The sequence below is a fragment of the Pelagibacterium nitratireducens genome (assembly GCF_037044555.1).
GTDB classification, from domain to species: domain Bacteria; phylum Pseudomonadota; class Alphaproteobacteria; order Rhizobiales; family Devosiaceae; genus Pelagibacterium; species Pelagibacterium nitratireducens.
This window is the reverse complement of the sequence record NZ_CP146275.1, coordinates 213,786-236,026: the sequence shown is the minus strand read 5'-3', so window position 1 is coordinate 236,026 and position 22,241 is coordinate 213,786. Positions and strand designations below refer to the sequence as shown.

At 61.4% G+C, this 22,241-nt stretch carries 18 protein-coding genes; 6 read left to right on the top strand and 12 right to left on the bottom strand.

The window, feature by feature from the left end:
• The first annotated feature begins 89 nt into the window (after positions 1–89).
• Genes V6617_RS01205 through V6617_RS01195 form a run of 3 tightly spaced genes read left to right on the top strand, consistent with a single transcriptional unit; the run spans position 90 to position 2,442 of the window.
• Positions 90–1,226 (top strand): divergent polysaccharide deacetylase family protein, encoded by a 1,137-nt coding sequence (locus V6617_RS01205; RefSeq protein WP_338608547.1) that lies wholly within the window; start codon positions 90–92, stop codon positions 1,224–1,226.
• A complete protein-coding gene (locus tag V6617_RS01200) occupies positions 1,223–1,759 on the top strand; it encodes an RNA pyrophosphohydrolase (protein WP_338608546.1) in 537 nt (178 codons plus the stop codon). Before V6617_RS01205 ends, V6617_RS01200 begins: the two co-directional genes overlap by 4 nt.
• Positions 1,756–2,442 (top strand): aspartate/glutamate racemase family protein, encoded by a 687-nt coding sequence (locus V6617_RS01195; RefSeq protein ID WP_338608545.1) that lies wholly within the window; start codon positions 1,756–1,758, stop codon positions 2,440–2,442. The genes V6617_RS01200 and V6617_RS01195 overlap by 4 nt, the downstream gene beginning before the upstream one ends.
• 67 nt (positions 2,443–2,509) lie before the next feature.
• Here the strand turns inward: V6617_RS01195 and V6617_RS01190 are convergent, their stop codons facing one another.
• The 8 genes from V6617_RS01190 to V6617_RS01155 all read right to left on the bottom strand — a co-directional run bounded on the left by V6617_RS01190 (position 2,510) and on the right by V6617_RS01155 (position 12,368).
• Positions 2,510–4,558 carry a methyl-accepting chemotaxis protein gene (locus tag V6617_RS01190; protein ID WP_338608544.1) on the bottom strand — a complete coding sequence of 683 codons (2,049 nt, stop codon included), beginning with the start codon at positions 4,556–4,558 and terminating at the stop codon, positions 2,510–2,512.
• 386 nt (positions 4,559–4,944) lie between these two features.
• The gene (locus tag V6617_RS01185; protein ID WP_338608543.1) at positions 4,945–5,367 is read right to left on the bottom strand and encodes a F0F1 ATP synthase subunit epsilon; all 423 of its coding nucleotides are present in this window, start codon (positions 5,365–5,367) and stop codon (positions 4,945–4,947) included.
• Between the two features lie 74 nt (positions 5,368–5,441).
• Positions 5,442–6,881: a F0F1 ATP synthase subunit beta gene (gene atpD, locus V6617_RS01180; RefSeq protein WP_338608542.1), complete on the bottom strand. Its 1,440-nt coding sequence runs from the start codon at positions 6,879–6,881 to the stop codon at positions 5,442–5,444.
• Positions 6,882–6,964: 83 nt separating this feature from the next.
• On the bottom strand, positions 6,965–7,849 hold the full coding sequence (locus tag V6617_RS01175; protein WP_338608541.1) for a F0F1 ATP synthase subunit gamma: 885 nt from the start codon (positions 7,847–7,849) through the stop codon (positions 6,965–6,967).
• 36 nt (positions 7,850–7,885) lie between these two features.
• Positions 7,886–9,421, bottom strand: coding sequence for a F0F1 ATP synthase subunit alpha (gene atpA, locus V6617_RS01170; RefSeq protein WP_338608540.1), 1,536 nt, complete (start codon positions 9,419–9,421; stop codon positions 7,886–7,888).
• A complete protein-coding gene (locus V6617_RS01165; protein ID WP_338608539.1) occupies positions 9,421–9,981 on the bottom strand; it encodes a F0F1 ATP synthase subunit delta in 561 nt (186 codons plus the stop codon). The genes atpA and V6617_RS01165 overlap by 1 nt, the downstream gene beginning before the upstream one ends.
• Before the next feature lie 39 nt (positions 9,982–10,020).
• On the bottom strand, positions 10,021–10,206 hold the full coding sequence (locus tag V6617_RS01160) for a hypothetical protein (protein WP_264226086.1): 186 nt from the start codon (positions 10,204–10,206) through the stop codon (positions 10,021–10,023).
• Entirely contained in the window at positions 10,203–12,368 is a 2,166-nt protein-coding gene (locus V6617_RS01155) for a primosomal protein N' (RefSeq protein ID WP_338608538.1), read from the bottom strand. The genes V6617_RS01160 and V6617_RS01155 overlap by 4 nt, the downstream gene beginning before the upstream one ends.
• A gap of 119 nt (positions 12,369–12,487) precedes the next feature.
• Here V6617_RS01155 and V6617_RS01150 point away from each other — a divergent pair, with 119 nt between their 5' ends.
• The 3 genes from V6617_RS01150 to V6617_RS01140 are packed head-to-tail and all read left to right on the top strand — an operon-like array spanning position 12,488 to position 15,833.
• A complete protein-coding gene (locus V6617_RS01150) occupies positions 12,488–13,417 on the top strand; it encodes a tyrosine recombinase XerC (protein ID WP_338608537.1) in 930 nt (309 codons plus the stop codon).
• 57 nt (positions 13,418–13,474) lie between these two features.
• Complete coding sequence (locus V6617_RS01145) at positions 13,475–14,434, top strand: DMT family transporter (protein WP_338608536.1); 960 nt, start codon at positions 13,475–13,477, stop codon at positions 14,432–14,434.
• A gap of 16 nt (positions 14,435–14,450) precedes the next feature.
• The gene (locus V6617_RS01140; RefSeq protein ID WP_338608535.1) at positions 14,451–15,833 is read left to right on the top strand and encodes a hypothetical protein; all 1,383 of its coding nucleotides are present in this window, start codon (positions 14,451–14,453) and stop codon (positions 15,831–15,833) included.
• 75 nt (positions 15,834–15,908) lie between these two features.
• Here the strand turns inward: V6617_RS01140 and lpdA are convergent, their stop codons facing one another.
• The 4 genes from lpdA to V6617_RS01120 all read right to left on the bottom strand — a co-directional run bounded on the left by lpdA (position 15,909) and on the right by V6617_RS01120 (position 22,156).
• Positions 15,909–17,315: a dihydrolipoyl dehydrogenase gene (gene lpdA, locus V6617_RS01135; RefSeq protein WP_338608534.1), complete on the bottom strand. Its 1,407-nt coding sequence runs from the start codon at positions 17,313–17,315 to the stop codon at positions 15,909–15,911.
• Positions 17,316–17,356: 41 nt separating this feature from the next.
• Positions 17,357–17,746, bottom strand: coding sequence for an MAPEG family protein (locus V6617_RS01130; protein WP_338608533.1), 390 nt, complete (start codon positions 17,744–17,746; stop codon positions 17,357–17,359).
• Between the two features lie 112 nt (positions 17,747–17,858).
• On the bottom strand, positions 17,859–19,103 hold the full coding sequence (gene odhB / locus V6617_RS01125; protein ID WP_338608532.1) for a 2-oxoglutarate dehydrogenase complex dihydrolipoyllysine-residue succinyltransferase: 1,245 nt from the start codon (positions 19,101–19,103) through the stop codon (positions 17,859–17,861).
• A gap of 65 nt (positions 19,104–19,168) precedes the next feature.
• Positions 19,169–22,156 carry a 2-oxoglutarate dehydrogenase E1 component gene (locus V6617_RS01120; protein ID WP_338608531.1) on the bottom strand — a complete coding sequence of 996 codons (2,988 nt, stop codon included), beginning with the start codon at positions 22,154–22,156 and terminating at the stop codon, positions 19,169–19,171.
• Positions 22,157–22,241 lie beyond the last annotated feature (85 nt).

The window sequence follows — 22,241 nt, the reverse complement described above, 5'->3', positions numbered from 1 at the left end:
GATTCGCGGGCCGGCCCCGATGACGCCCGCGGTGCGGGCAGCACTGCGAACGGTGGACATACATTGCGAGCTTGGGGACCAGCCGCATCATGACTGACGAGTTGAGCAGACCGCTCGGCCGGAAACGCCGCGACCATCCTCGCCGATGGCTGGGACTGCCCTGGGGCCGCATATGTGCGGCTCTTGTGGTCCTTGCCGGCCTTGGTGTTGGCGCATGGATCGTGCTTGTCGATGATCCGCAGGGAGGCAGGCCGGTGGCCGATGCCCCCGTCAGCCTCGAACCCGAACCGAACCCGGTCGCAGAGGAAGTCGCCTCCGACCCTGCGCCGACAACCACAAGGCCTGCCGTGACCAATGGTCCATCGATCATCACGCTGGGCGAAACGCCGCCCGCGCCGGACCTGGCCGGAGCGCCGGCAGGCGATCTCGCACAGGATTTGTTCGAGATGACAGAAAACGGGCCCCTTCCCAGAGTCAGCAGTTCAGGTCTCAAACCCTATGAGGCCTATGCCCGCCCCTCGATCTCATCCCAGGCCGCCGGGGGCCGCAAGCTTATTGCTGTCGTCGTCTCCGGGCTCGGGTTGAGCGATCCCACCACCCGCGAAGCCATCAATGCCCTTCCGGGCACGGTAACGCTCGCCTTTGTACCCTATGGCAGCAATCTCGAAACGCTGACCGATATGGCGCGGGCCGATGGCCATGAAATCATGCTCGAAGTTCCACTCGAGCCGTTCGATTACCCCCAGAACGACCCGGGACCCCACACCCTGCTCGTCGAACAACCGACCCGCGACAACCTCGAAAAGCTCTATTGGCTGCTGACGCGAATGACCGGCTATACCGGGGTGATCAACCATATGGGTGCGCGCTTTACCGCCTCTGCGGCCGATTTCTCGCCAATCATGGAAGAACTCGGCATGCGCGGCCTGGCCTATCTCGACGATGGCAGCTCCAACCGCTCGGTCGCGCCGCAACTGGCCCGCCAGAACGCCGTCCCCTATGCCCGCGTGGACCGCGCTATCGACACCAACCCTTCTCAGGCATCCATCCTTGCCGAACTCGACAATCTCAAGAGGGCGGCCGACGAGCGGGGCAGCGCCATCGGCATCGTTTCGGCTCTGCCGGTGTCGATCCGCACCCTGTCCGACTGGGCCGACGCGCTCGATCAGGAAGAGTATCTCCTTGTTCCGGTCAGCGCCCTTTCCTCCATGGAGGCAACACAATGAACACGGCGCCCAATCGTGCGCAAATGCCCTATCGCGACTGCGTCGGTATCGCGCTCTTCAACGACCGCGGACAGGTTTTCCTGGCCCGGCGCATTCTCACCCCCGGCCCGGACACCTCCGAAGTCGACGCGCCATGGCAGATGCCCCAGGGCGGGATCGATGACGGTGAAGATGCGTTGCCCGCAGCCTATCGTGAACTTTACGAAGAGACGGGCATCCGCACGATACGCCTTCTGGCCCAGGCGCCAGACTGGATCCACTACGACCTCCCCGACGAGGTCCTGGGGATTGCGCTCAAGGGCAAATATCGCGGCCAGCGCCAGCAATGGTTTGCCTTTTTGTTCGAGGGCGAGGAAAGCGAGATTACGCTTCTGCTCGACAACCCCGGCATCGATCCCGAATTCGATGCCTGGCGCTGGGAAGATTTCGACAAGGTCGCCGATATCATCGTGCCCTTCAAGCGTCCGGCCTATCTCGAGGTGCACAAGGCTTTCGCGCACATACCGGGCCAGATCCGGGCGCGACGGACGTGAAGACGATCGGGCTGATCGGCGGCATGAGCTGGGAGTCCACAGCTCAATACTACGCCCTCATCAACCGCGAGACCGCAAGGCGACGGGGTGGGCTGCATTCGGCAGCCATTGTGATCGACTCGCTCGACTTCGCCGAGATCGAAGCGCTCCAGGCCCAGGGCGATTGGGCAGGTGCCGGCGAGCGCCTCGCCGCTTCCGCCAGACGGCTCGAGGCCGCGGGCGCTCAATTGCTCGTGCTGGCAACCAATACCATGCATATCGTGGCGCAAGACATCCAGGCGGCGACAACAATCCCCTTCCTGCATATCGCCGATCCCACAGCCGACGCGCTCATCGAAGACGGGGCGAAAACGGTTGGACTGCTGGGCACACGGTTCACCATGGAAATGGATTTCTACAAGGACCGGCTGCGCCAGCGGGGCATCGAGCCAATCGTTCCCGAGGTCGACAGGACCAATCTCGACGGCATCATCTACAATGAGCTCTGCCGTGGCATCGTCAGCGACGCTTCGCGCGACACATATGTTGCGGCCATCGAACGGCTCGGCGCACGCGGAGCCCAGGCGATCATCCTGGGCTGCACCGAACTCGGACTGCTCATTTCAGACGATGACAGCCCCCTGCCTCTTTACGACACGACCGCCCTTCACGCCGCAAACGCGGTAGCGCAAGCCCTCGATTGATCCCGGGCTCCGACAACGAAAAAGGGGCGCCGAAGCGCCCCTGATACGAACCCCGGTCGGACAAGGATCAAAATTCGCTCCACTCGTGATCCACAGCGGCATTGCCGTGGCTCAGATAAGCGCCGGCTGCCTGCTTGACCTTGCTCTGAAGCGCGCGGGCGTCGCCCGATCCACTGCCGCCTTCTCGTCCCGAGGACGATTGCGCGATGGCAGTTGTCCGATCGATCTTGAAGATATCGACGATCCGATCGAGCGCCGTGGCCTGTTCCTCGGTCTGGGCGATGGCCGCATTGGTCTCCTCGACGAGCGCCGCATTGTGCTGGGTCATCTCGTCCATCTGGCGCACGGCGGCATTGACCTCCTCGATCGAGGACGCCTGTTCGCGGCTGTCATTGGCGATCTGCTGCATCTGGCTGGTGTTGGTCCGCGCCGCCTCGAGCATGGCGACCAGCTTTTCGGCAGCCTGCGCCACCAGACGCGATCCGCCATCGACCTCGTTGGCCGATTGCTCGATCAGTGCCTTGACCTCCGAGGAGGCCGACGCGGCGGACTGGGCCAGACGGCGCACTTCGACGGCAACCACGGCAAACCCCTTGCCCGCATCCCCGGCTCGCGCCGCTTCTACAGATGCATTGAGGGCCAGAAGATTGGTCTGGAAGGCAATGTCATCGATCATCTTGATGATGTCGGAGACTTTTGCCGAAGACGTGGTGATCCGTTCCATGGCGCTGGTCGCCGCGTCCATCACCTCGCCGCCCTCTTCGGCCGATTTGGTGACCGATGCCGCAGTCTGGGACGCATCCTGCGCCCGGCGGGCATTGTCCATGACGGTGGCCGCGAGCTGTTCCATGGCCGCCGAGGTTTCCTCAATGGTGGCCGCCTGACGGGTGGTGCGTTCGGAAAGGTCGTTCGCCCCCGAAAGGATTTCCCCGGTCGCTGTCTTGAGTGTCCGTGACGTGCCGCGCAACTCCAGAACGATGTCGGAGAGCTTTTCGGCAACGGCGTTGGTATCGGATTTGAGCTGGGCGAAGGCGCCCTGATACTCGCCCATCACCCGCGTGGTGAGATCGGTATTGGCCAGAGCCCCGAGCACGCCCGCCGTCTCGCGCAATCCGCGGTCGACTGTCGAGACCAGGTCGTTGACGCTTCCGGCCAGCCCATTGAGTTCGGCATCGGCAAAGCTCGCTTCGACACGCTGGGAAAAGTCGCCGGCGATTGCAGCATCGACAACATTGCCAAACGCCACCTGCAGGTCGCCCATCATTGCGCGCCGTGCCTGCTCGTCGGCGACGATCCGCGCCGCCTCGGCTTCGGTCATGGCCGCAACCTTCTGGCCGTTCTCTCGGAACACTTCCACGGCGCGGGCCATATCGCCCACTTCGTTCTTGCGGTCGGTATAGGGCACTTCGACGTCAAATTCGTTCTGCGCGATGCGTCCCATCACCCCCGAAAGGATCGGAATTGGACGCGCGATCAGACGCGACGCGAAAATCGAAACAACGCACATCACGGCAAGCGCGATACCGGCCACGATCATGAGCAGGTTCATAGTGTCGGTTACAACGGCAGTGATCGCGTCCTGGCTGACGCCCACATAAAGCAGACCCAGAACGTCCGTCCCCGACAGATAGGTGATCGGCTGGTAGACCGAATAATAGTGCTCACCGTTCACGTCGGTCTCGGTAAAGAGCGCGCCGTTCTCGAGAATCTGGGTGTGAATTTCACCGTTGGCGGGAATCGGGTCCTGAACGATCCGATTGCCATCGCCGTCGACCATCGAGGTCGTCACCTGTTCAAAGGATTCGGTTTCGGCATTCCAGGCAAAGATCGCAGCAGTTTCTCCACTTATGCGGCCGATCGAATCGGTAATGTCGTCGTTGTAAAAGCGCGGCATGACCCAGGTGCCGATACTTGCAACGTCCCCCTCCTCGGTCCATTCAACCTGAATACCGCCCATGCCGCCCAAAACCGTTGCGGCCGTCCGGATATTGGACTGCTGGCTGGACCTTGCGACAGCATCGCTGTTGGCCGAAAGATTGACATAGACCGCGATAACGACGGCCCCGACCGAAAGCACCACTGCAGTGACCACCATCGCGGCGATCGTGGTGGTCATAGGGATACGACCCAGAATTCTGCTGGCTAAGCCCCGCATGTCCGTTTGCTCCTTGTGGACCTCTAGCTTCCCCCTCCTGGGAAATCCACGCAAAGCTACGGACATATGATTAAATCATCGTTTCAGTCTGCAAGAGCCCAAACACCTCTCAGCGCCCAATGCGCTATTCCCTGGCGGCAAGTCCGCCCATAAAAGGGTTCGTGGACGTCCATCCAACTATATTTGAAGTCTATTGCTAAAACTTCATTGGCTAGGGCCTGCAACAGGAGCCCGGTTGCACAACAACACACCCTCAGGGCGCCCAGGCAACGCACTTTGACTCTCAAGGCAAAGAAAAAGGCGCCAAAACGGCGCCTTGAGCAATCACGATCGCATGGAAACCGAACCTAATGGGCAACACCGCTCAGCGCGGCATTTTCCAACAGGAGGTTCTTCCAGGTATCGAGCGCGTTCTGAGCTTCGCCCTTGTCTTCGTCATCCGATGTGGCGGTCAACTCCTGTTGCGCGGCGGAGATGCGCTCTTCGATTTCAGTGCGACCGAATTCACTGGCCGGCTTGGCTTCTTCCGCGAGAATGGTGACACCTGCATCGGAGATATCGGCAAACCCACCGCCCACGAAAAAGTTCGAAACGGCTCCGCTTGTATCGGTCACCGTCACAAAGCCGGGCTTGAGCACGGCCATCAGCGGCGCATGATCACCCATGACCGTCAGATAGCCTTCGGAACCCGGCACGATCACCGAGCGCGCTTCGGCACTCAAAACGAGAACTTCAGGCGATACGATTTCGACTTTGACGCCTTCGGCCATGTCTTTGTCCGTTCTTCAAGCGTTCGGAAAATGTGCGGGCCGACTGGCGGGCCCGCACGATCACATTCTCACAATCAGGCGGCTTCGGCGGCCAGCTTCTGGGCCTTCTTGACGGCATCGTCGATGGTGCCAACCATGTAGAAGGCCTGTTCGGGCAAATGATCGTACTCGCCGGCAACCAGACCCTTGAAGGCCTTGATGGTGTCTTCGAGTTCGACATAAATGCCCGGCGCGCCGGTAAACTGCTCTGCCACATGGAAGGGCTGGCTCATGAAACGCTCGACCTTGCGGGCCCGCGCTACTGTGAGCTTGTCCTCTTCGGACAACTCGTCCATGCCCAGAATGGCGATGATGTCCTGGAGCGACTTGTAGCGCTGCAAGATTTCCTGAACGTCACGCGCCGTACGGTAATGCTCTTCGCCAACGATATTGGGGTCGAGCATGCGCGAGTTGGAATCGAGCGGATCGACGGCCGGGTAGATGCCCTTTTCCGAAATGGCGCGGTTGAGCGAAGTCGTCGCGTCAAGGTGGGCAAAGGTCGATGCCGGTGCGGGATCGGTAAAATCGTCAGCCGGGACGTAAACGGCCTGCACCGAGGTGATCGAGCCCTTGTTGGTCGTCGTGATGCGTTCCTGGAGCGCGCCCATGTCGGTGCCCAGCGTCGGCTGATAGCCCACAGCGGAAGGAATACGGCCCAAAAGCGCCGACACTTCCGAACCGGCCTGGGTAAACCGGAAGATGTTGTCGACGAAGAACAGCACGTCCTGACCCTTGTCGCGGAAATCTTCGGCGATCGACAAGCCGGTCAGGGCCACACGGGCACGCGCTCCCGGAGGCTCGTTCATCTGGCCGAAGACCAGCGCGCATTTCGAACCCTCGGTCGAACCATTGTTCTCCTTGGGATCCTTGTTCACGCCCGATTCGATCATTTCGTAATAAAGATCGTTGCCTTCACGGGTCCGCTCGCCAACGCCGGCAAACACCGAATAGCCGCCGTGCGCCTTGGCGACGTTGTTGATCAGCTCCTGGATCAGAACCGTCTTGCCCACGCCGGCGCCGCCGAACAGGCCGATCTTGCCGCCACGCGCATAGGGCGCAAGCAGGTCGATGACCTTGATGCCGGTGACCAGAATTTCGGCCTGGGTGGCCTGATCGACGAAATCGGGAGCAGGCTGGTGAATGGCACGCTTTAAGGGCGTGTTGACCGGGCCGGCCTCGTCGATCGGCTCGCCGATAACGTTCATGATGCGGCCCAGCGTTTCGTCGCCGACCGGCACTTCGATGGCATCGCCCGTGTCGCGAACCTCGACGCCGCGGGCCAGACCTTCGGTCGTGTCCATGGCGATGGTGCGAACGGCGTTTTCACCGAGGTGCTGGGCAACTTCGAGCACGAGGCGGTTGCCGTTGTTGTCGGTTTCAAGCGCGTTCAGAATGGCCGGGAGATGACCATCAAAGGTCACGTCCACAACGGCGCCCATAACCTGGGAGACGCGGCCGGTTTTGTTCTCTGCCATGGGTCTTGGTCCTTTCCAGAGCGCTCCGGGGAAAAGTGGGCTGCACTTGTTTCCCTGCGGAACGCGATAACTTTAACTCTACCCTAGAGCGCCTCGGCGCCCGAAATGATTTCGATCAGTTCCTTGGTGATCTGAGCCTGACGCTGGCGGTTGTAGCTCAGCTGAAGCTTTGTGATCATCTCACCGGCATTGCGGGTCGCATTGTCCATAGCGGTCATCTGCGCGCCGAAGAACGAAGCGTTGTTCTCGAGCAGGGCCCTGAAAATCTGCACGCTCACATTGCGCGGCAGAAGATCTTCGAGCAAAGCCTCTTCATCGGGCTCATATTCGTAGATCGCCGAACCGGCCTTGAGCGCTTCACCTTCGGCCTTTTCGAACTCGGCCGGGATGATCTGCTGAGCGGTCGGCACCTGGGAGATGACCGACTGGAACCGCGAGTAGAAAAGCGTGGCGACATCGAATTCGCCAGCATCATACATCGCCAGGATCTTCGAGCCGATCTCCTGAGCCGTACCATACCCGAGCTGCTTGACGTCCCGCAGGGAAATCTGCTCGCCCATATGCTTGGCAAGAGCGCGCTTCAAAATATCTGCGCCCTTCTTGCCAACGGTCATGATCTTGACCGTCTTGCCTTCGGCGATCAGCTTTGTGGCGTGCTCGCGGGCCATCCGGGCGATCGAGGAATTAAAGCCACCGGCCAGGCCCCGCTCGCCGGTTGCAACCACCAGAAGATGGACGTCCTCCTTGCCCGTGCCCGAAAGCAGCAATGGCGCATCGGGACGGCCTTCATAGGCAGCGCCAAGACCGGCCAGAACCTTTTCCATACGCTCGGCGTAGGGACGTGCGGATTCTGCCGCATCCTGGGCGCGGCGGAGTTTGGCCGCCGCGACCATCTGCATGGCCTTGGTGATCTTCTGGGTCGATTTGACCGAGTTGATCCGGTTTTTTAGGTCTTTCAAAGAGGGCATTGCGCCGAAAGCTCCTTGCCAGCCGGGTCGCCGGAATTAGGCGGTGTAAGTCTTCTTGAAAGCATCGAGAGCCGAAACCAGGCGCTCTTTGATCCCGTCGGTCAAAGCCTTTTCCTTGGCGATATCGCCAAGAACATCGGCATGCTTGCTCCGCATGTGCGAAAGAAGCGCCTTCTCGAAGGCTCCAACGCCACGCACCGGCAGATCGTCGAGATAGCCATTGGCACCCGCAAAGATCACGGCCACCTGCTCTTCGGTCTTGAGCGGCGAAAACTGCGGCTGCTTCAAAAGTTCGGTGAGGCGTGCGCCACGGTTGAGCAAACGCTGGGTCGCGGCATCGAGATCCGAACCGAACTGGGCGAAGGCCGCCATTTCGCGATACTGGGAAAGCTCGCCCTTCAAGGAACCGGCAACCTGCTTCATCGCCTTGATCTGGGCCGACGACCCCACGCGGGACACCGACAGACCAACGTTCACGGCCGGGCGAATGCCCTGGAAGAACAGATTGGTTTCAAGGAAGATCTGACCATCGGTGATCGAGATCACATTGGTCGGAATATAAGCCGACACGTCGTTGGCCTGAGTTTCAATAATCGGCAGCGCGGTCAGCGAGCCAGCGCCGTGATTCTCGTTGAGCTTGGCAGCGCGTTCGAGAAGGCGGCTGTGAAGATAGAAAACGTCGCCCGGGTAGGCCTCGCGCCCGGGAGGACGGCGCAAAAGGAGCGACATCTGACGATAGGCGACGGCCTGCTTGGATAGATCGTCATAAGCGATCACCGCATGCATGCCGTTGTCGCGGAAAAATTCGCCGATCGCACAGCCGGTGAATGGCGCCAGGAACTGCATCGGCGCCGGATCGGAAGCGGTAGCGGCAACCACGATCGAATATTCAAGCGCGCCATTGTCTTCGAGCATCTTGACGAACTGGGCGACGGTCGAGCGCTTCTGGCCGACGGCGACATAGACGCAATAGAGCTTCTCGCTTTCAGAGGCTTCGGCCTGATGGGCGGGCTTCTGATTGAGGAAGGTATCGAGAACGATCGCGGTCTTGCCGGTCTGACGGTCGCCGATCACCAGCTCGCGTTGGCCACGGCCGATCGGGATCAACGCGTCGATGGCTTTAAGGCCGGTCGACATCGGCTCATGCACCGACTTGCGCGGCAGAATGCCGGGAGCCTTGACGTCAACGCGGCGACGTTCGGTGTATTCGATGGGGCCCTTGCCGTCGATCGGATTGCCCAGACCGTCGACAACGCGACCCAGAAGACCCTTGCCCACCGGGGTGTCGACGATCGAACCGGTGCGCTTGACGGTATCGCCTTCCTTGATGTCGCGGTCAGACCCGAAGATCACCACGCCGACATTATCGGCTTCCAGGTTCAGCGCCATGCCCTTGATGCCGCCGGGGAATTCGACGAGCTCGCCGGCCTGCACCTTGTCGAGGCCAAAGACGCGCGCAATACCGTCACCGACCGAAAGCACCTGACCGACTTCGGAAACCTGGGCTTCCTTGCCGAAATCCTTGATCTGGTCTTTGAGGATCGCGGAAATTTCCGCAGCTTTGATGTCCATTAGCTGACCCCTTTCATGGCGATCTTCATGGCCGAAAGTTTTGTCTTGAGGGAGGTATCGATCATCTGGCTCCCGACCTTGACCACAAGGCCGCCGATCAGGCTTTCATCGACACGTGTAATAAGGGAAACGTCCTTGCCGACCTTGTCCTTGAGAACACCGGCAAGTTCAGTTTCCTGTTCTTTTGTCAAAGGCGCGGCGGAAGTCACTTCCGCGCTCACTTCGTTGCGCGCTTCAGCGGCAAGCATCTTGAACTCGGCAATGATGGCGGCAAGCGCGAAAAGCCGGCCATTTTTGGCCACCAGCCTCAGCGTATTGGCGACCAGCTCGACCGGCTTGACCTTGTCGAGGATCGCGCTGAGCGCTGCGCTCTTGACGTCTGTGGTGATCGTCGGGCTCACCAGAAACCGCGAAAAATCATCGGAAGAATCGATTAGCCCGGCAACGGCATCGAGATCCTTTTCGACCGCCTCGATGACCTTGCCGTCCTGGGCGAGATCAAAAAGCGCTGCCGCATAGGGCCGAGCAATTTTGGACAGAACGGATCGTGGTGCGCTCAAGCCTTGTAACCCCGCTGCTTGCCCCGCCCTTTATCGTCGTCATCGCCAATAATCGGCGGCGGCGGCATAGTTTTCTATATGTATTCGGATCGACAGGGCGAGCGCCAACAAGGGCATGCCCATGAATTCCGGGGTGGCCTTACCATGCCAAAACCGGCCACGCAAGCGCATCACGGCCAAATTGGGGCGTCGCAAATGTCGCATCGTGACAAGTTCTTCATTCAATAAAAGCTCATGGGATCGATATCGACCTGAACGCGCAGATTTCCCTTGGCCGCAGGCCCGGTTTCCAGCCAGAACCGGACATAGCCCGACAGATCGAAGTCCTTGGGGCTCTGGACCAGAATACGCACCCTGTGCCGACCACGGACCATGGCGACCGGCGCGTCGGCCGGCCCGAACCGCCTGACCCCCTCTGCCAACGGCGCCGCGGCCATCAGATCTCTGGCCAAAGCCATCGTTTCAGTGTGCTCATTGCCCGAAACGATCAGGGCCGCCAGCCGGCCGAACGGTGGCAAGCCACCCTGCCGCCGAACCATGAGTTCGTGATTGTAAAACCCCTCCCGATCTCCGCTTACCATCGCCTTCATCACCGGATGGTCGGGATGGTAGGTCTGGAGGAACGCCTTGCCCGAACGCGATTCGCGCCCCGCGCGACCCGTGACCTGGGTCAGAATCTGAAAGGTCTTTTCCGCCGCCCGCGGATCGCCATGCGCCAGCCCCAGATCGGCGTCGATGACGCCGACAAGGCTGAGTTTTTCGAAATGATGCCCCTTGGCCACCAATTGCGTGCCGATGATGATGTCATATTCTCCGCGCGCGATCTCGGCGAACCGATCCCGGATCTGGCGCATCGACCCCATGTCCGAGGACAAAACGACCGGCCGCGCGCCGGGGAACCGTTCCGCCACCTCCTCTGCAAGCCTTTCGATCCCCGGACCCACCGCGACAAGCGAATCGCTGGCCCCGCACGAGCCGCACACCTCGGGCGCCCGCTCTTCGTGCCCGCAATGGTGACACATCAGGACACCGCGAAACCGGTGCTCGACCAGCCAGGTTGAACAATCGGGGCACTGATATTGATGCCCGCATGACCGGCACAGAGTCAGCGGTGCATAGCCACGCCGGTTGAGAAACAACAGGGCCTGCTCGCCACGATCGAGCGCGTCGAACACCGCCCGCGCCAGTTTCGGCGCGATCCACTGGCCCTTTTCCGGTCCTTCGGCCCGCATATCGAGCGCCGTGATGTCGGGCAGCGCCGCATCGGCAAACCGGCTTTCGAGCCGCACATGCGCATAGCGGCCGGTCTCCCCATTGTTACGTGATTCGACTGCTGGGGTTGCCGAAGACAAAATGACCCGCGCCCCGGCCATCGAAGCGCGCACCACCGCCATGTCGCGGCCATGGTAATTGACCCGGTCGGCCTGCTTGAAGGCGCCGTCATGCTCTTCATCGAGCACCAGAAGCCCCAATTCGCGAAACGGCAAGAACAGCGCCGAGCGCGCACCGATCACCGCCCTGACCTCGCCCGTCAAAACGCCCCGCCACACCCGGGCCCTTTGAACAGGCGTCATTTCCGAGTGCCATTCTGCGGCCCGCTGGCCGAACCGCTTTTCGAACCGGTCGAGGAAGGTATGGGTCAGGGCGATTTCGGGCAGGATGATTGCCACCTGCTTTCCGGTGCGCAGCATATCGGCCACGCTCTCGAAAAACACCTCGGTCTTGCCCGACCCGGTAATCCCGTCGAGCAGAGCCACCGAAAATCCGCCTTTATCATGGGCCCGAATCTGGTCGAGCGCGGCCTGTTGCGCCTCCGACAGCTTCGCCGGTGCGAAATCGGGCTCGGGCGGCATGACCGGCGGCGGAGCCGGAACTTCGACCTGCTGCAGGCAGCCCGACTTGACCAGCCCATCCACCACCGCCGTCGAAACGCCTGCGGCACCAATCAGCGCTGGCTTGGCCCAGGGGTAGCCGTCCTCCATCACTGAGAGCACCCGCGCCCGTGCATCCGTCATCCTCTCGGGTTCGGGCCCGCCGCGCTTGTAGGCAATCAGTGGGCGTGGCGGATCGAGCGCCTCGCGGCTGCGCAACGCGCCACGCAGCACCATTCCGGGCTGGGCCAGCGTATAGCGCGCCACCCAGTCGATGGTTTTCAAAAGCTCTTCGGAGAGCGAAGGCACATCAAAGACGTGCTCGATATCCTTGAGCCGGTTATGGGCGAAATTGTCCTTGGGCTCTCCCCAAACCACCCCGAGCGTGGGGCGCGGCCCCAGAGGTACGACGACGATCGATCCACGCGCGACCACTTTTCCTTCGGGCACCCGATAGGAATAAGGACCGTCGACGGCGACCGCCACCATCACTGCCACGACCGGACCGAGCGTCATCGAGAGCCTTTGCACTGGGAGAACGAAACGAGATCAATCATTGGGCACCATAATTGTCAAATGCGATTCGACCAGCCCCAATTGGCGCTCTGGTAACCTATGGGCGCTAACATCGCCCCATGACCGACACCGGCTTTGCCATCTCCGATACCCTTCGCGCCCACATATCGAACTGGCGGCGCGAGCTAGCAACCATCCGGCGGCTGTCCCCCAGGACGCTGGAGGCCTATGGTCGCGACGTCGACCAGTTCATGGCATTTCTGTCCGGCCACCTTGGCGGAACCGTCGACATCGCCGACCTCAAGACGCTCCGACCAGCCGATCTGCGCGCCTTTCTCGCCGCCCGCCGCCGCAATGATCTGGGCTCGCGCAGCCTCGCCCGCTCGCTTTCGGGCATAAAATCGCTGTTTACCCATCTCGAACGCGAAGGCATCATGGCGCTCGAGGCACTTTCGGTGATCCGCACGCCAAAACTGCCCCGATCCCTGCCCAAGCCGCTCTCGGCATCCGAAGCGAAAGGCGCCGGCCCCGCAATCCACGAGCTCGAAGACCGACCCTGGGTGGCAGCGCGCGATGCCGCAGCAATCGCCCTGTGCTACGGCGCCGGCCTGCGCATTTCCGAGGCCCTGGCCCTGACCCGCGCCGATCTCGACGCCAAGACCCTGCGGATAACCGGCAAGGGCAACAAGGTGAGGCTGGTGCCGCTGATCTCGCCGGTCAGGGCAGCCATCGAGGAATATATGCGGCTCTGCCCGTTCACCGTTTCGCCCAGCGAGCCCATGTTTCGCGGCGTACGCGGCGGCCCGCTCAGCCCTCGCCTGATTCAGTTGCGTCTCGAGCAGTTGCGCGGCGCCATGGGCCTGCCGGCTTCGGCAACACCGCACGCGCTGCGTCATTCCTTTGCCACCCACCTTCTGGCACGGGGCAGCGATCTGCGCGCTATCCAGGAATTGCTGGGTCACGCCTCGCTCTCGACCACCCAGATCTATACCCATATCGACGGCGAGCGACTGCTCGAGGCTTACCGCGCGGCCCATCCGCGCCGCTAGCGCCCGGCGCAATGGAGGTATAGGATCGCCGGACATTATTCTGGCCAGTACCTCCCCATGTCCGCTTTGTCTTCATCCGATCGGGATCAATTCACCGGTCTCGCACTCGCTGCGCTCGGCGCGGCCCTGTTTGCCACAAAGGGCATTTTCGTCAAGCTCGCCTACGCGCAGGGCCTCGATGCCATAACGACCCTGACCTGGCGCATGCTTCTGGCGACGCCGTTCTTTGCCCTTATGGGGTTTCTGGCCTACCGCGATCGCCGCGCGGGGCGGGGACGCCAGGCCAACAGGCCCGTGCCGGCGCGCTCGGTTGCCGGCGCTGCCGCCATCGGCATCCTTGGCTATTATGGGGCGAGTTTTCTCGACTTTCTCAGCCTCGACCTCATTACCGCCCAGCTCAACCGGCTGGTGCTTTTGACCTATCCGTTCATGGTCCTGATCCTGGGTGCGGTGCTGTTCCACCGCCCTCTCAGGGCATCTGTCGTGGGCGCGGCGCTTCTGGCATATGTGGGCATCGGGGTGATCTTTGGCCATGACATGGTGATCGAAGGCGAGAGTGTCGTGGCAGGCACGCTGTTCGCGCTGGCCAGCGCTTTGGCCTATGCGCTCTACCAGCTGTTTGCAAAGCCGCTGATCGATGCACTGGGCCCAAGACTGTTCACCGCCATTGCGATGATCGCGGCGGCGGGTGCGGTATTCATCCATTTTCTGGCCACTCACCCTCTGGCTGGTCTGGCAATCCCGCCCGGGACCTTTTCCATCCTGCTGGCGCTGGCGCTCGCCGCCACTGTCGCCCCGGTGTCCATCATTGCCGCAGCCATCGGCATGGTGGGCGCCGAGCGAACGGCGGTGTTCGGCAATATCTCGCCGATCCTGACCATTGTTCTCGCCATTTTCATTCTGGGTGAGCCCTTCACGCCGATCCATGGCGTGGGAACGGCACTGGTAATTTGCGGGATTTTGCTGTTCACTCGGCTCACAACCCAACCCAAAAGCGCGGTGCAAACCGGCCAGTAAGAGGGACGAGACTTTTATGAAAGCAACCAAGTTGATGATGAGCAGCGCCGTGCTCGCTCTCGGTCTTACGCTTGGCGCGCCGGCGTTGGCTCAGGATATCGATTTCGGGGACAATTCGAGCACCTGGGCCGACGACGGCCAGTGCGACGATCCACGCTTCGAAGGCCCTGGCGCGGCGCTGATCCGCAGCCCGGTCGATGAAATGCGCGACGCAGCGGACTGCGAGGCCGCGTTTGAAGCGGGCGAAGTCACCCTTGTTGCGGCCGACGAGCCCGTCGCCCCGGCCGCGCAGGACGCCGGCGAGATCGACTTTGGCGATGATTCGGGCGCCTGGGCCAATGACCAGGAGTGCGACGACCCTCGTTTCGGTGGCACCCTCGACAGCCATCTGATGGCCGACGCCACCGACTGCCGCACAGCCTATGAGGCCGGAGAGGTAACCTTCGAAGCCTCCAATGAGGTCAGCGGCGCGGTACAGCCGGACGGCGACATCGATTTCGGTGACGATTCTGGCGCCTGGGCCAATGACGGCGAATGCGACGATCCGCGCTTCGGCGGTTCGCTCGCCAGCCACGAGATGGCCGATGCCACCGATTGCCGCACTGCCTATGAGGCCGGAGTGGTAACCTATGATGCGCCCGACGACACAAGCAGTGACGCCGTCGCGGGCGACATCGATTTCGGTAACGATACAGGCACTTTTGCCAATGATGGCGAATGTGACGATCCGCGCTTTGGCGGCTCGCTGACCAGCCACGAAATGGCCGACGCCACCGATTGCCGCACCGCCTACGAAGCCGGTGAAGTGACCTATGACGCGCCTGACGAGAGCGGAAGCGACGTCGCGCTCGGCGACATCGACTTTGGCGATGATTCAGGCAACTGGGCCAATGACGGTGAGTGCGACGACCCCCGCTTCGGTGGCGCTCTCGAAAGTCACGAGATGGCCGATGCCACCGACTGCCGTGAGGCTCTGGAAGCTGGCGAGGTTACCTATATGGGCGAGGGCTCGGGCACCACGATGATCGACGGCATCGATTTCGGCGATGATTCGGGCACCTATTCCAACGATGCCGAATGTGACGATCCGCGCTTTACCGGCTCGGGAGTTGGCGTTGCGCTAGACGATCATCTGATGGCCGATGCCACCGATTGTTCCACCGCCTATTCCGAGGGCACCGTAACGCTTGCCGAAGAGGGTTCGGACAGCGGTTCGAACGGTGATTTCCGGATCAATTTCGGCGATGACTCAAGCGCTTCGGCCTATGATGGCGTGTGCGACGACCCCCGTTTTCAGGGGCGTGGCGGCGCGCTCGAACTGCTCGAATCCAACCTGCTCGCCGATGCCAGCGATTGCCGGGCCGCCTATGAATCCGGCACCGTGACCTACGAGCCGTAAATCTGAACACCGCAAACACCAAGGGCCGCATTCCTCTCGGATGCGGCCCTTTTTATGTCTACAAGGTCCAGCCTGTCAGATGTGAATCGACCCGTCGCCCAGCCCCAGCGCGGCTTCGCGCACCGCTTCGCTCATTGTGGGATGGGCGTGGCAGGTGCGGGCCAGATCCTCGGCCGAGCCGCCAAATTCCATCAGCACTGCGGCTTCGTGGATCATTTCACCGGCGCCCTTGCCAACGATGTGGCAGCCCAGAACCCGGTCGGTTTCCTTGTCGGCGAGGATCTTGACGAACCCCTGCGGCGCGAGCATCGCCTTGGCTCGACCATTGGCGGTAAAGGGGAATTTAGCCGCCTTATAGGCAATACCCTCGGCCTTTAAGTCTTCTTCGGTCTTGCCGACCGAGGCGACTTCGGGGTTGGTGTAAACGACGCCGGGGATGACATCATAATTGACGTGACCGGCCTGGCCGGCGAGGATTTCGGCAATCGCGATGCCTTCGTCCTCGGCCTTGTGGGCCAACATCGGTCCGGCGATCACGTCCCCGATCGCGTAGATGCCATCGAGATTTGTCTTGTAATGTCCGTTAGTTACCACCCGGCCGCGCTTGTCGCGCTCGATGCCGAGATCGTCCAGCCCGAGCCCGTCGGTGAAGGGGATGCGGCCGATCGAGACCAGCGCGATGTCGGTTTCGAGCGTCGAAGCCTCGCCGCCCGCGGCGGGCTCAAGGGACGCGACGAGACCGGATTCGGTCTTTTCGATGCCAGTGACCTTGGTGCCGAGTTTGAAGTCAAACCCTTGTTTTGACAGCATTCTCTGGAACTGTTTGGCGACGTCGAGGTCCATGCCGGGCAGGATACGATCAAGAAATTCAACGACCGTAACCTTGGCGCCGAGGCGGGCCCAGACCGAGCCGAGCTCGAGGCCGATAACGCCGGCACCGATAACCAGAAGGTTATCTGGCACCTTGTCGAGTTTGAGGGCCCCGGTCGAAGTGACGATTTTCTCTTCGTCAATCTCGATGCCCGGCAAATTGGCCGACACCGAACCAGTGGCGATGACGATGTTTTTGGTTTCGATCCCCGTTTCCGAACCGTCCTCTGCGGTGACGGTCACCTTGCCCTGGGCGGCGATCTTACCGGTGCCTTTAAAGGCGGTTATCTTGTTCTTTTTGAACAGATATTCGATGCCACCAGTGTTCGACGCCACCGTATCGTCCTTGTGCGCCATCATGGCGGGCAGGTTGAGCTTGGGCGCGCCGACCTCGATGCCGAGCTGGGGGAAGGTGTGGCCGGCTTCCTCAAACATTTCCGACGCGTGCAGCAGGGCCTTGGACGGTATGCAGCCGATATTGAGGCAGGTGCCGCCGAAGCTTGGCCATTTCTCGACAACAGCAACCTTCATGCCCAGTTGCGCGGCGCGAATGGCGCAGACATAGCCGCCCGGTCCGGTGCCGATGACGGTGAGATCGAAACTTTCGGCCATGAATTTTATCCTTAAATCAACGGTTTGCCAGCTTGGGCGCGTCAGATGACGAGCCCGATCAGCATCACCAGCAACCCAAGGCACGCGACCGTATAGGCCAGCGACCGGATATAGGCGATGCCCTGAATATAGAGCGGGATATAGGCGATGCGGGCCACGATATAGAGGGCGGCGCCACCCTGGGTCAGCCAGTTCGAACCACCCGAAACCACCACCACCAGCGCCAGGGCGATGAAGGCGGGATACGTTTCGAGGTAGTTGTCCAGCATGCGCTTCGCGCGGGCCGCCTTGCCGGTCAGCGGGCGGTCCTCGTCACGCGGGCTGGCATTGTATTCGGACCCCAATTGCGCGGTCAGAAGCAGCGCCTGGATGGTGATCTGCGCGAAAAGCAGCACCACCGAACCAACCACCATCCATAACTCGAATGTCATGATTTGAACGCTCCCATGGGGCAATGTTGGCTCGAAAATCTATGGACTTGAGTGTTCGGGAGCCCAATATTGCCAATCATTGCCGTTTCGGTGTTGCCGCCCTCGAAAAGGGCTAGAGGTCGAGGACCAGCCGCTGCGGATCTTCGAGGCTTTCCTTGACGCGGACCAGGAAGGTGACCGCTTCCTTGCCGTCCACGATCCGGTGATCGTAAGAGAGCGCCAGATACATCATCGGGCGGACAACGACCTGACCGCCGACCACGACGGGGCGCTCCTGGATCTTGTGCATGCCCAGAATGCCCGACTGGGGGGCATTGAGGATCGGGGTGCTCATCAGCGAGCCGTAAACGCCGCCATTGGAGATGGTGAAGGTGCCGCCCTGCATGTCGGCCATGGAAAGCTGACCGTCGCGCGCTGCGCGTCCGAGCCGGGAGATTTCCTTTTCGACCTCGGCGATGCTCATCTGGTCGGCATCACGCACCACCGGAACCACGAGGCCCTTTTCGGTACCAACCGCAACGCCGATATGGGCGAAGTTCTTGTAGATGATGTCGGTGCCGTCGATTTCGGCATTGACCGCCGGGATTTCCTTGAGAGCGTGGACAACGGCCCGTGTGAAAAAGCCCATGAAGCCCAGTTTGACGCCGTGCTTTTTCTCGAACAGCTCCTTGTAGGAATTGCGCAGATCCATGACCGGCTTCATGTCCACCTCGTTGAAGGTGGTGAGCATGGCCGCCGAATTCTGGGCATCCTTCAGGCGCTTGGCGATGGTCTGGCGCAGCCGGGTCATCTTGACCCGCTCTTCCCCGCCCTGATCCTCGGCCCGTGCGGCACGCGGAGCGGCCGGGGCCGGCGCTTCGGCCTTGGACGACCCTGTGGTGTCGAGCGCCTTGAGCACGTCTTCTTTCAGAACCTGGCCACGCTTGCCCGAGCCGGCAACCGAGGACGGCTCGATATCACGCTCTTCCATCATCTTGGCAGCGGACGGGGCGGGCGGCATTTCGGTCCCGGCGGCGGGAGCCTCTGCGGGCTTTGCGGCTTCGCCTTTGGGCGCTTCGGCTTTGGACTCTTCAGTCTTGGGATCTTGCTTGGGCTCTTCGGCCGATTTGGCCGGGGCGGCACCGGCGGCAATTGCCGCGATCAGCGCGCCGACCTCGACGGTATCGCCCTCATTGACCGAAATCGCTTCGAGCGTGCCCGAGACCGGGGCGGGAACCTCGATGGTCACCTTGTCGGTTTCAAGCTCGACGATGGGCTCGTCGGCCGAAACGGCATCGCCGACCTTTTTGAACAATTGGCCGATGGTGGCTTCGGTGACGCTTTCGCCCAGGGTCGGGACGCGGACTTCAGTGGACATCTCTTAATATCCTTGTTCGATTTGGGGCCCCGGCCACAGGGGCCGGGTCTGGTCGATCTTGGGGTTTACTCGAAGGCTTCGTCGAGGAAGGCCTGCAGCTGGGCGACATGGGTGCGCATCAGGCCCGTGGCGGTCGAGGCCGAGGCCGGACGGCCCACATAGCGCGGACGCCCGCCCGGACGGCCCATCTGCTCGAGCACCCATTCGATATAGGGCTGAACGAACGACCAGGCGCCCATGTTCTTGGGCTCTTCCTGACACCAGACGACTTCGGCGTTGGTAAACCGGCTCAACTCGTCGATCAGCGCCTTGGCCGGGAACGGATAGAGCTGTTCGAGACGCATCAGATAGACGTCGTTGATGCCGCGCTTTTCGCGATCTTCGAGCAGATCGTAATAGACCTTGCCCGTGCAGATCACCACGCGCCTTATCTTGTCGTCGCCCACCAGATTGATTTCGGTCTTGGGCAGGCCAGGGGCTTCGGCATCGTCCCAGAGCAGGCGATGGAAGAACGTATCGGAGCCCATTTCCGCCAGACCCGATACCGCCCGCTTGTGGCGCAGCAGCGATTTGGGGGTCATGATGATCAACGGCTTGCGGAAGTCGCGCTTGAGCTGACGGCGCAGCGCATGGAAATAATTGGCCGGCGTGGTGCAGTTGAGCACCTGCATGTTGTCTTCGGCACAAAGCTGCAAAAAGCGTTCGGGGCGGGCCGAGGAATGCTCGGGACCCTGGCCTTCATAGCCATGCGGCAACAGCATCACCAGACCACTCATGCGCAGCCATTTGCGTTCGCCCGCCGCGATGAACTGATCGATGATCACCTGCGCGCCATTGACGAAATCGCCGAACTGGGCCTCCCAGACCGTGAGCGCATTGGGCTCGGCCAGCGAATAGCCGTATTCGAACCCGAGCACGGCCTCTTCGGACAGCATCGAATTGATGACTTCGTAGCGGGCCTGCCCGTCAACGAGGTTGTTGAGCGGGGTGAAGGTGGATTCGTTTTCCTGGTCGTAGAGCACCGAATGGCGCTGGGAGAACGTGCCGCGCTCCACATCCTGGCCCGAAAGGCGGACCGGATGGCCATCTTCGAGCAGCGAGGCAAAACCCAGCGCTTCGGCGGTGGCCCAGTCGATCCCCTCGCCTTCGGTGATCATCTTCTTGCGGTTGTCGAGGAACCGCTGGACGGTGCGGTGAGCGTGGAAATCGCCCGGCACGCTGGTCAGCCTTTCGCCGAGCGTCTTGAGCCGGTCCATATCGATACCGGTGACACCACGGCGCGGGCCATCGACTTCGGCGAGCTTGATGTTTTTCCAGGCACCGTCGAGCCAGTCGGCCTTGTTGGGGCGATAATCCTGCCCCGCCTCGAACTCGGCCTCGAGCCTGGCGCGCCAGTCGGCCTTGAGCTTGTCGAAGTCTTCGGCGGAGAGGACGCCCTCATCGACCAGCTTGCTGCCATAAATGTCCAGCGTCGTCTTGTGGCTGCGGATGGCCTTGTACATGAGCGGCTGGGTAAAGCTGGGCTCGTCGCCTTCATTGTGTCCGAACCGGCGGTAGCAAAACATGTCGATAACGACAGGACGGCCGAACTTCTGGCGGAACTCGGTGGCGATCTTTGCGGCGTAAACCACGGCCTCGGGATCGTCGCCATTACAATGAAAGACCGGCGCCTCGATCATCTTGGCCACATCGGTCGGGTACGGCGAGGACCGCGAGAAATGCGGACTGGTGGTGAACCCGATCTGGTTGTTGATCACGAAGTGGATCGACCCGCCGGTGCGATGGCCCTTCAAACCCGAAAGCCCGAAACACTCGGCCACGACGCCCTGCCCGGCAAAGGCCGCATCGCCATGCAGCAGCAGTGGCAGCACCGAAGTGCGGTCGGTGTCGCGCGTATCGGATACGAACCGGCCGTCCTTTGCCGAAAGCTGGTCCTGCTTGGCGCGCGATTTGCCCAGAACCACCGGATTGACGATTTCCAGATGGCTGGGGTTGGCGGTGAGCGAAAGATGCACCGAATTGCCGTCGAACTCACGGTCCGACGATGCGCCAAGGTGATATTTGACGTCGCCCGACCCTTCCACGTCGTCAGGGTAGAACGCGCCACCCTTGAACTCGTGAAACAGGGCGCGATGGGGCTTGGCCATCAACTGGGTCAAGACATTGAGCCGGCCGCGATGCGCCATGCCCAGAACGATATCCTTGACCCCAAGCGCGCCGCCGCGCTTGACGATCTGTTCGAGCGCCGGGATCAGCGCTTCGCCGCCATCCAGACCAAACCGCTTGGTGCCGGTATATTTGACGTCGAGGAATTTCTCGAACCCCTCGGCTTCGGCCAGTTTGTTCAGGATCGCCCGCTTGCCCTGGGGGGTGAAGGTGATTTCCTTGTCCGGGCCTTCGATGCGCTCCTGGATCCAGGCCTTGGCCTCGGGATCGGAGATGTGCATGAACTCGATGCCCAGCGTGCCGCAATAGGTACGTTTGAGGATTTCGAGCATCTGGGGCACGGTGGCAAATTCGAGCCCGAGATAATTGTCGATGAAGATTTCGCGGGTGTAATCGGCCTCGGAAAACCCGTAAGCCGCCGGATCGAGCTCGGGGGCGTCCTCGCTTTTTTCGAGCCCGAGCGGATCGAGATTGGCGTGCAGATGTCCGCGCATGCGGTAGGCGCGGATCATCATGATGGCGTGGATCGAATCCCGTGTCGCCTGCATGACGGCTTCTGTGGAAACCACCTCGCCGCCGGCTTTGGCCTTTTCGGTGACCGCCTTTTGGGCCTTGACCGCCACTTCGCCCCAATTGCCATCGAGCGCGGAGATCATCTCGCCATTGGTGGCGCGCGGCCAGTCGGCGCGCTGCCAGCTTGGGCCATCGGCGTTTTTGGTGACGCAATCGGCACTGTCGGCAAGATTGTCGAAGAACTCCGCCCAACTGGGATCGACGCTTTTCGCGTCGGTCTTGTAGCGGGCGTACAGCGCGTCGATGTAATCGGCATTGCCGCCATAAAGGAAGGAAGTGAGGAGGAACGCTTCGTTCTGGTCCTGTCGTGCCATTTCGCTCTCGATTGGGGGTCCCGATCCCCCTCAGTAAAGATGTGTTCAACCCGCCCGGTATGGGCCGCCAAATTCGGTTGAACTA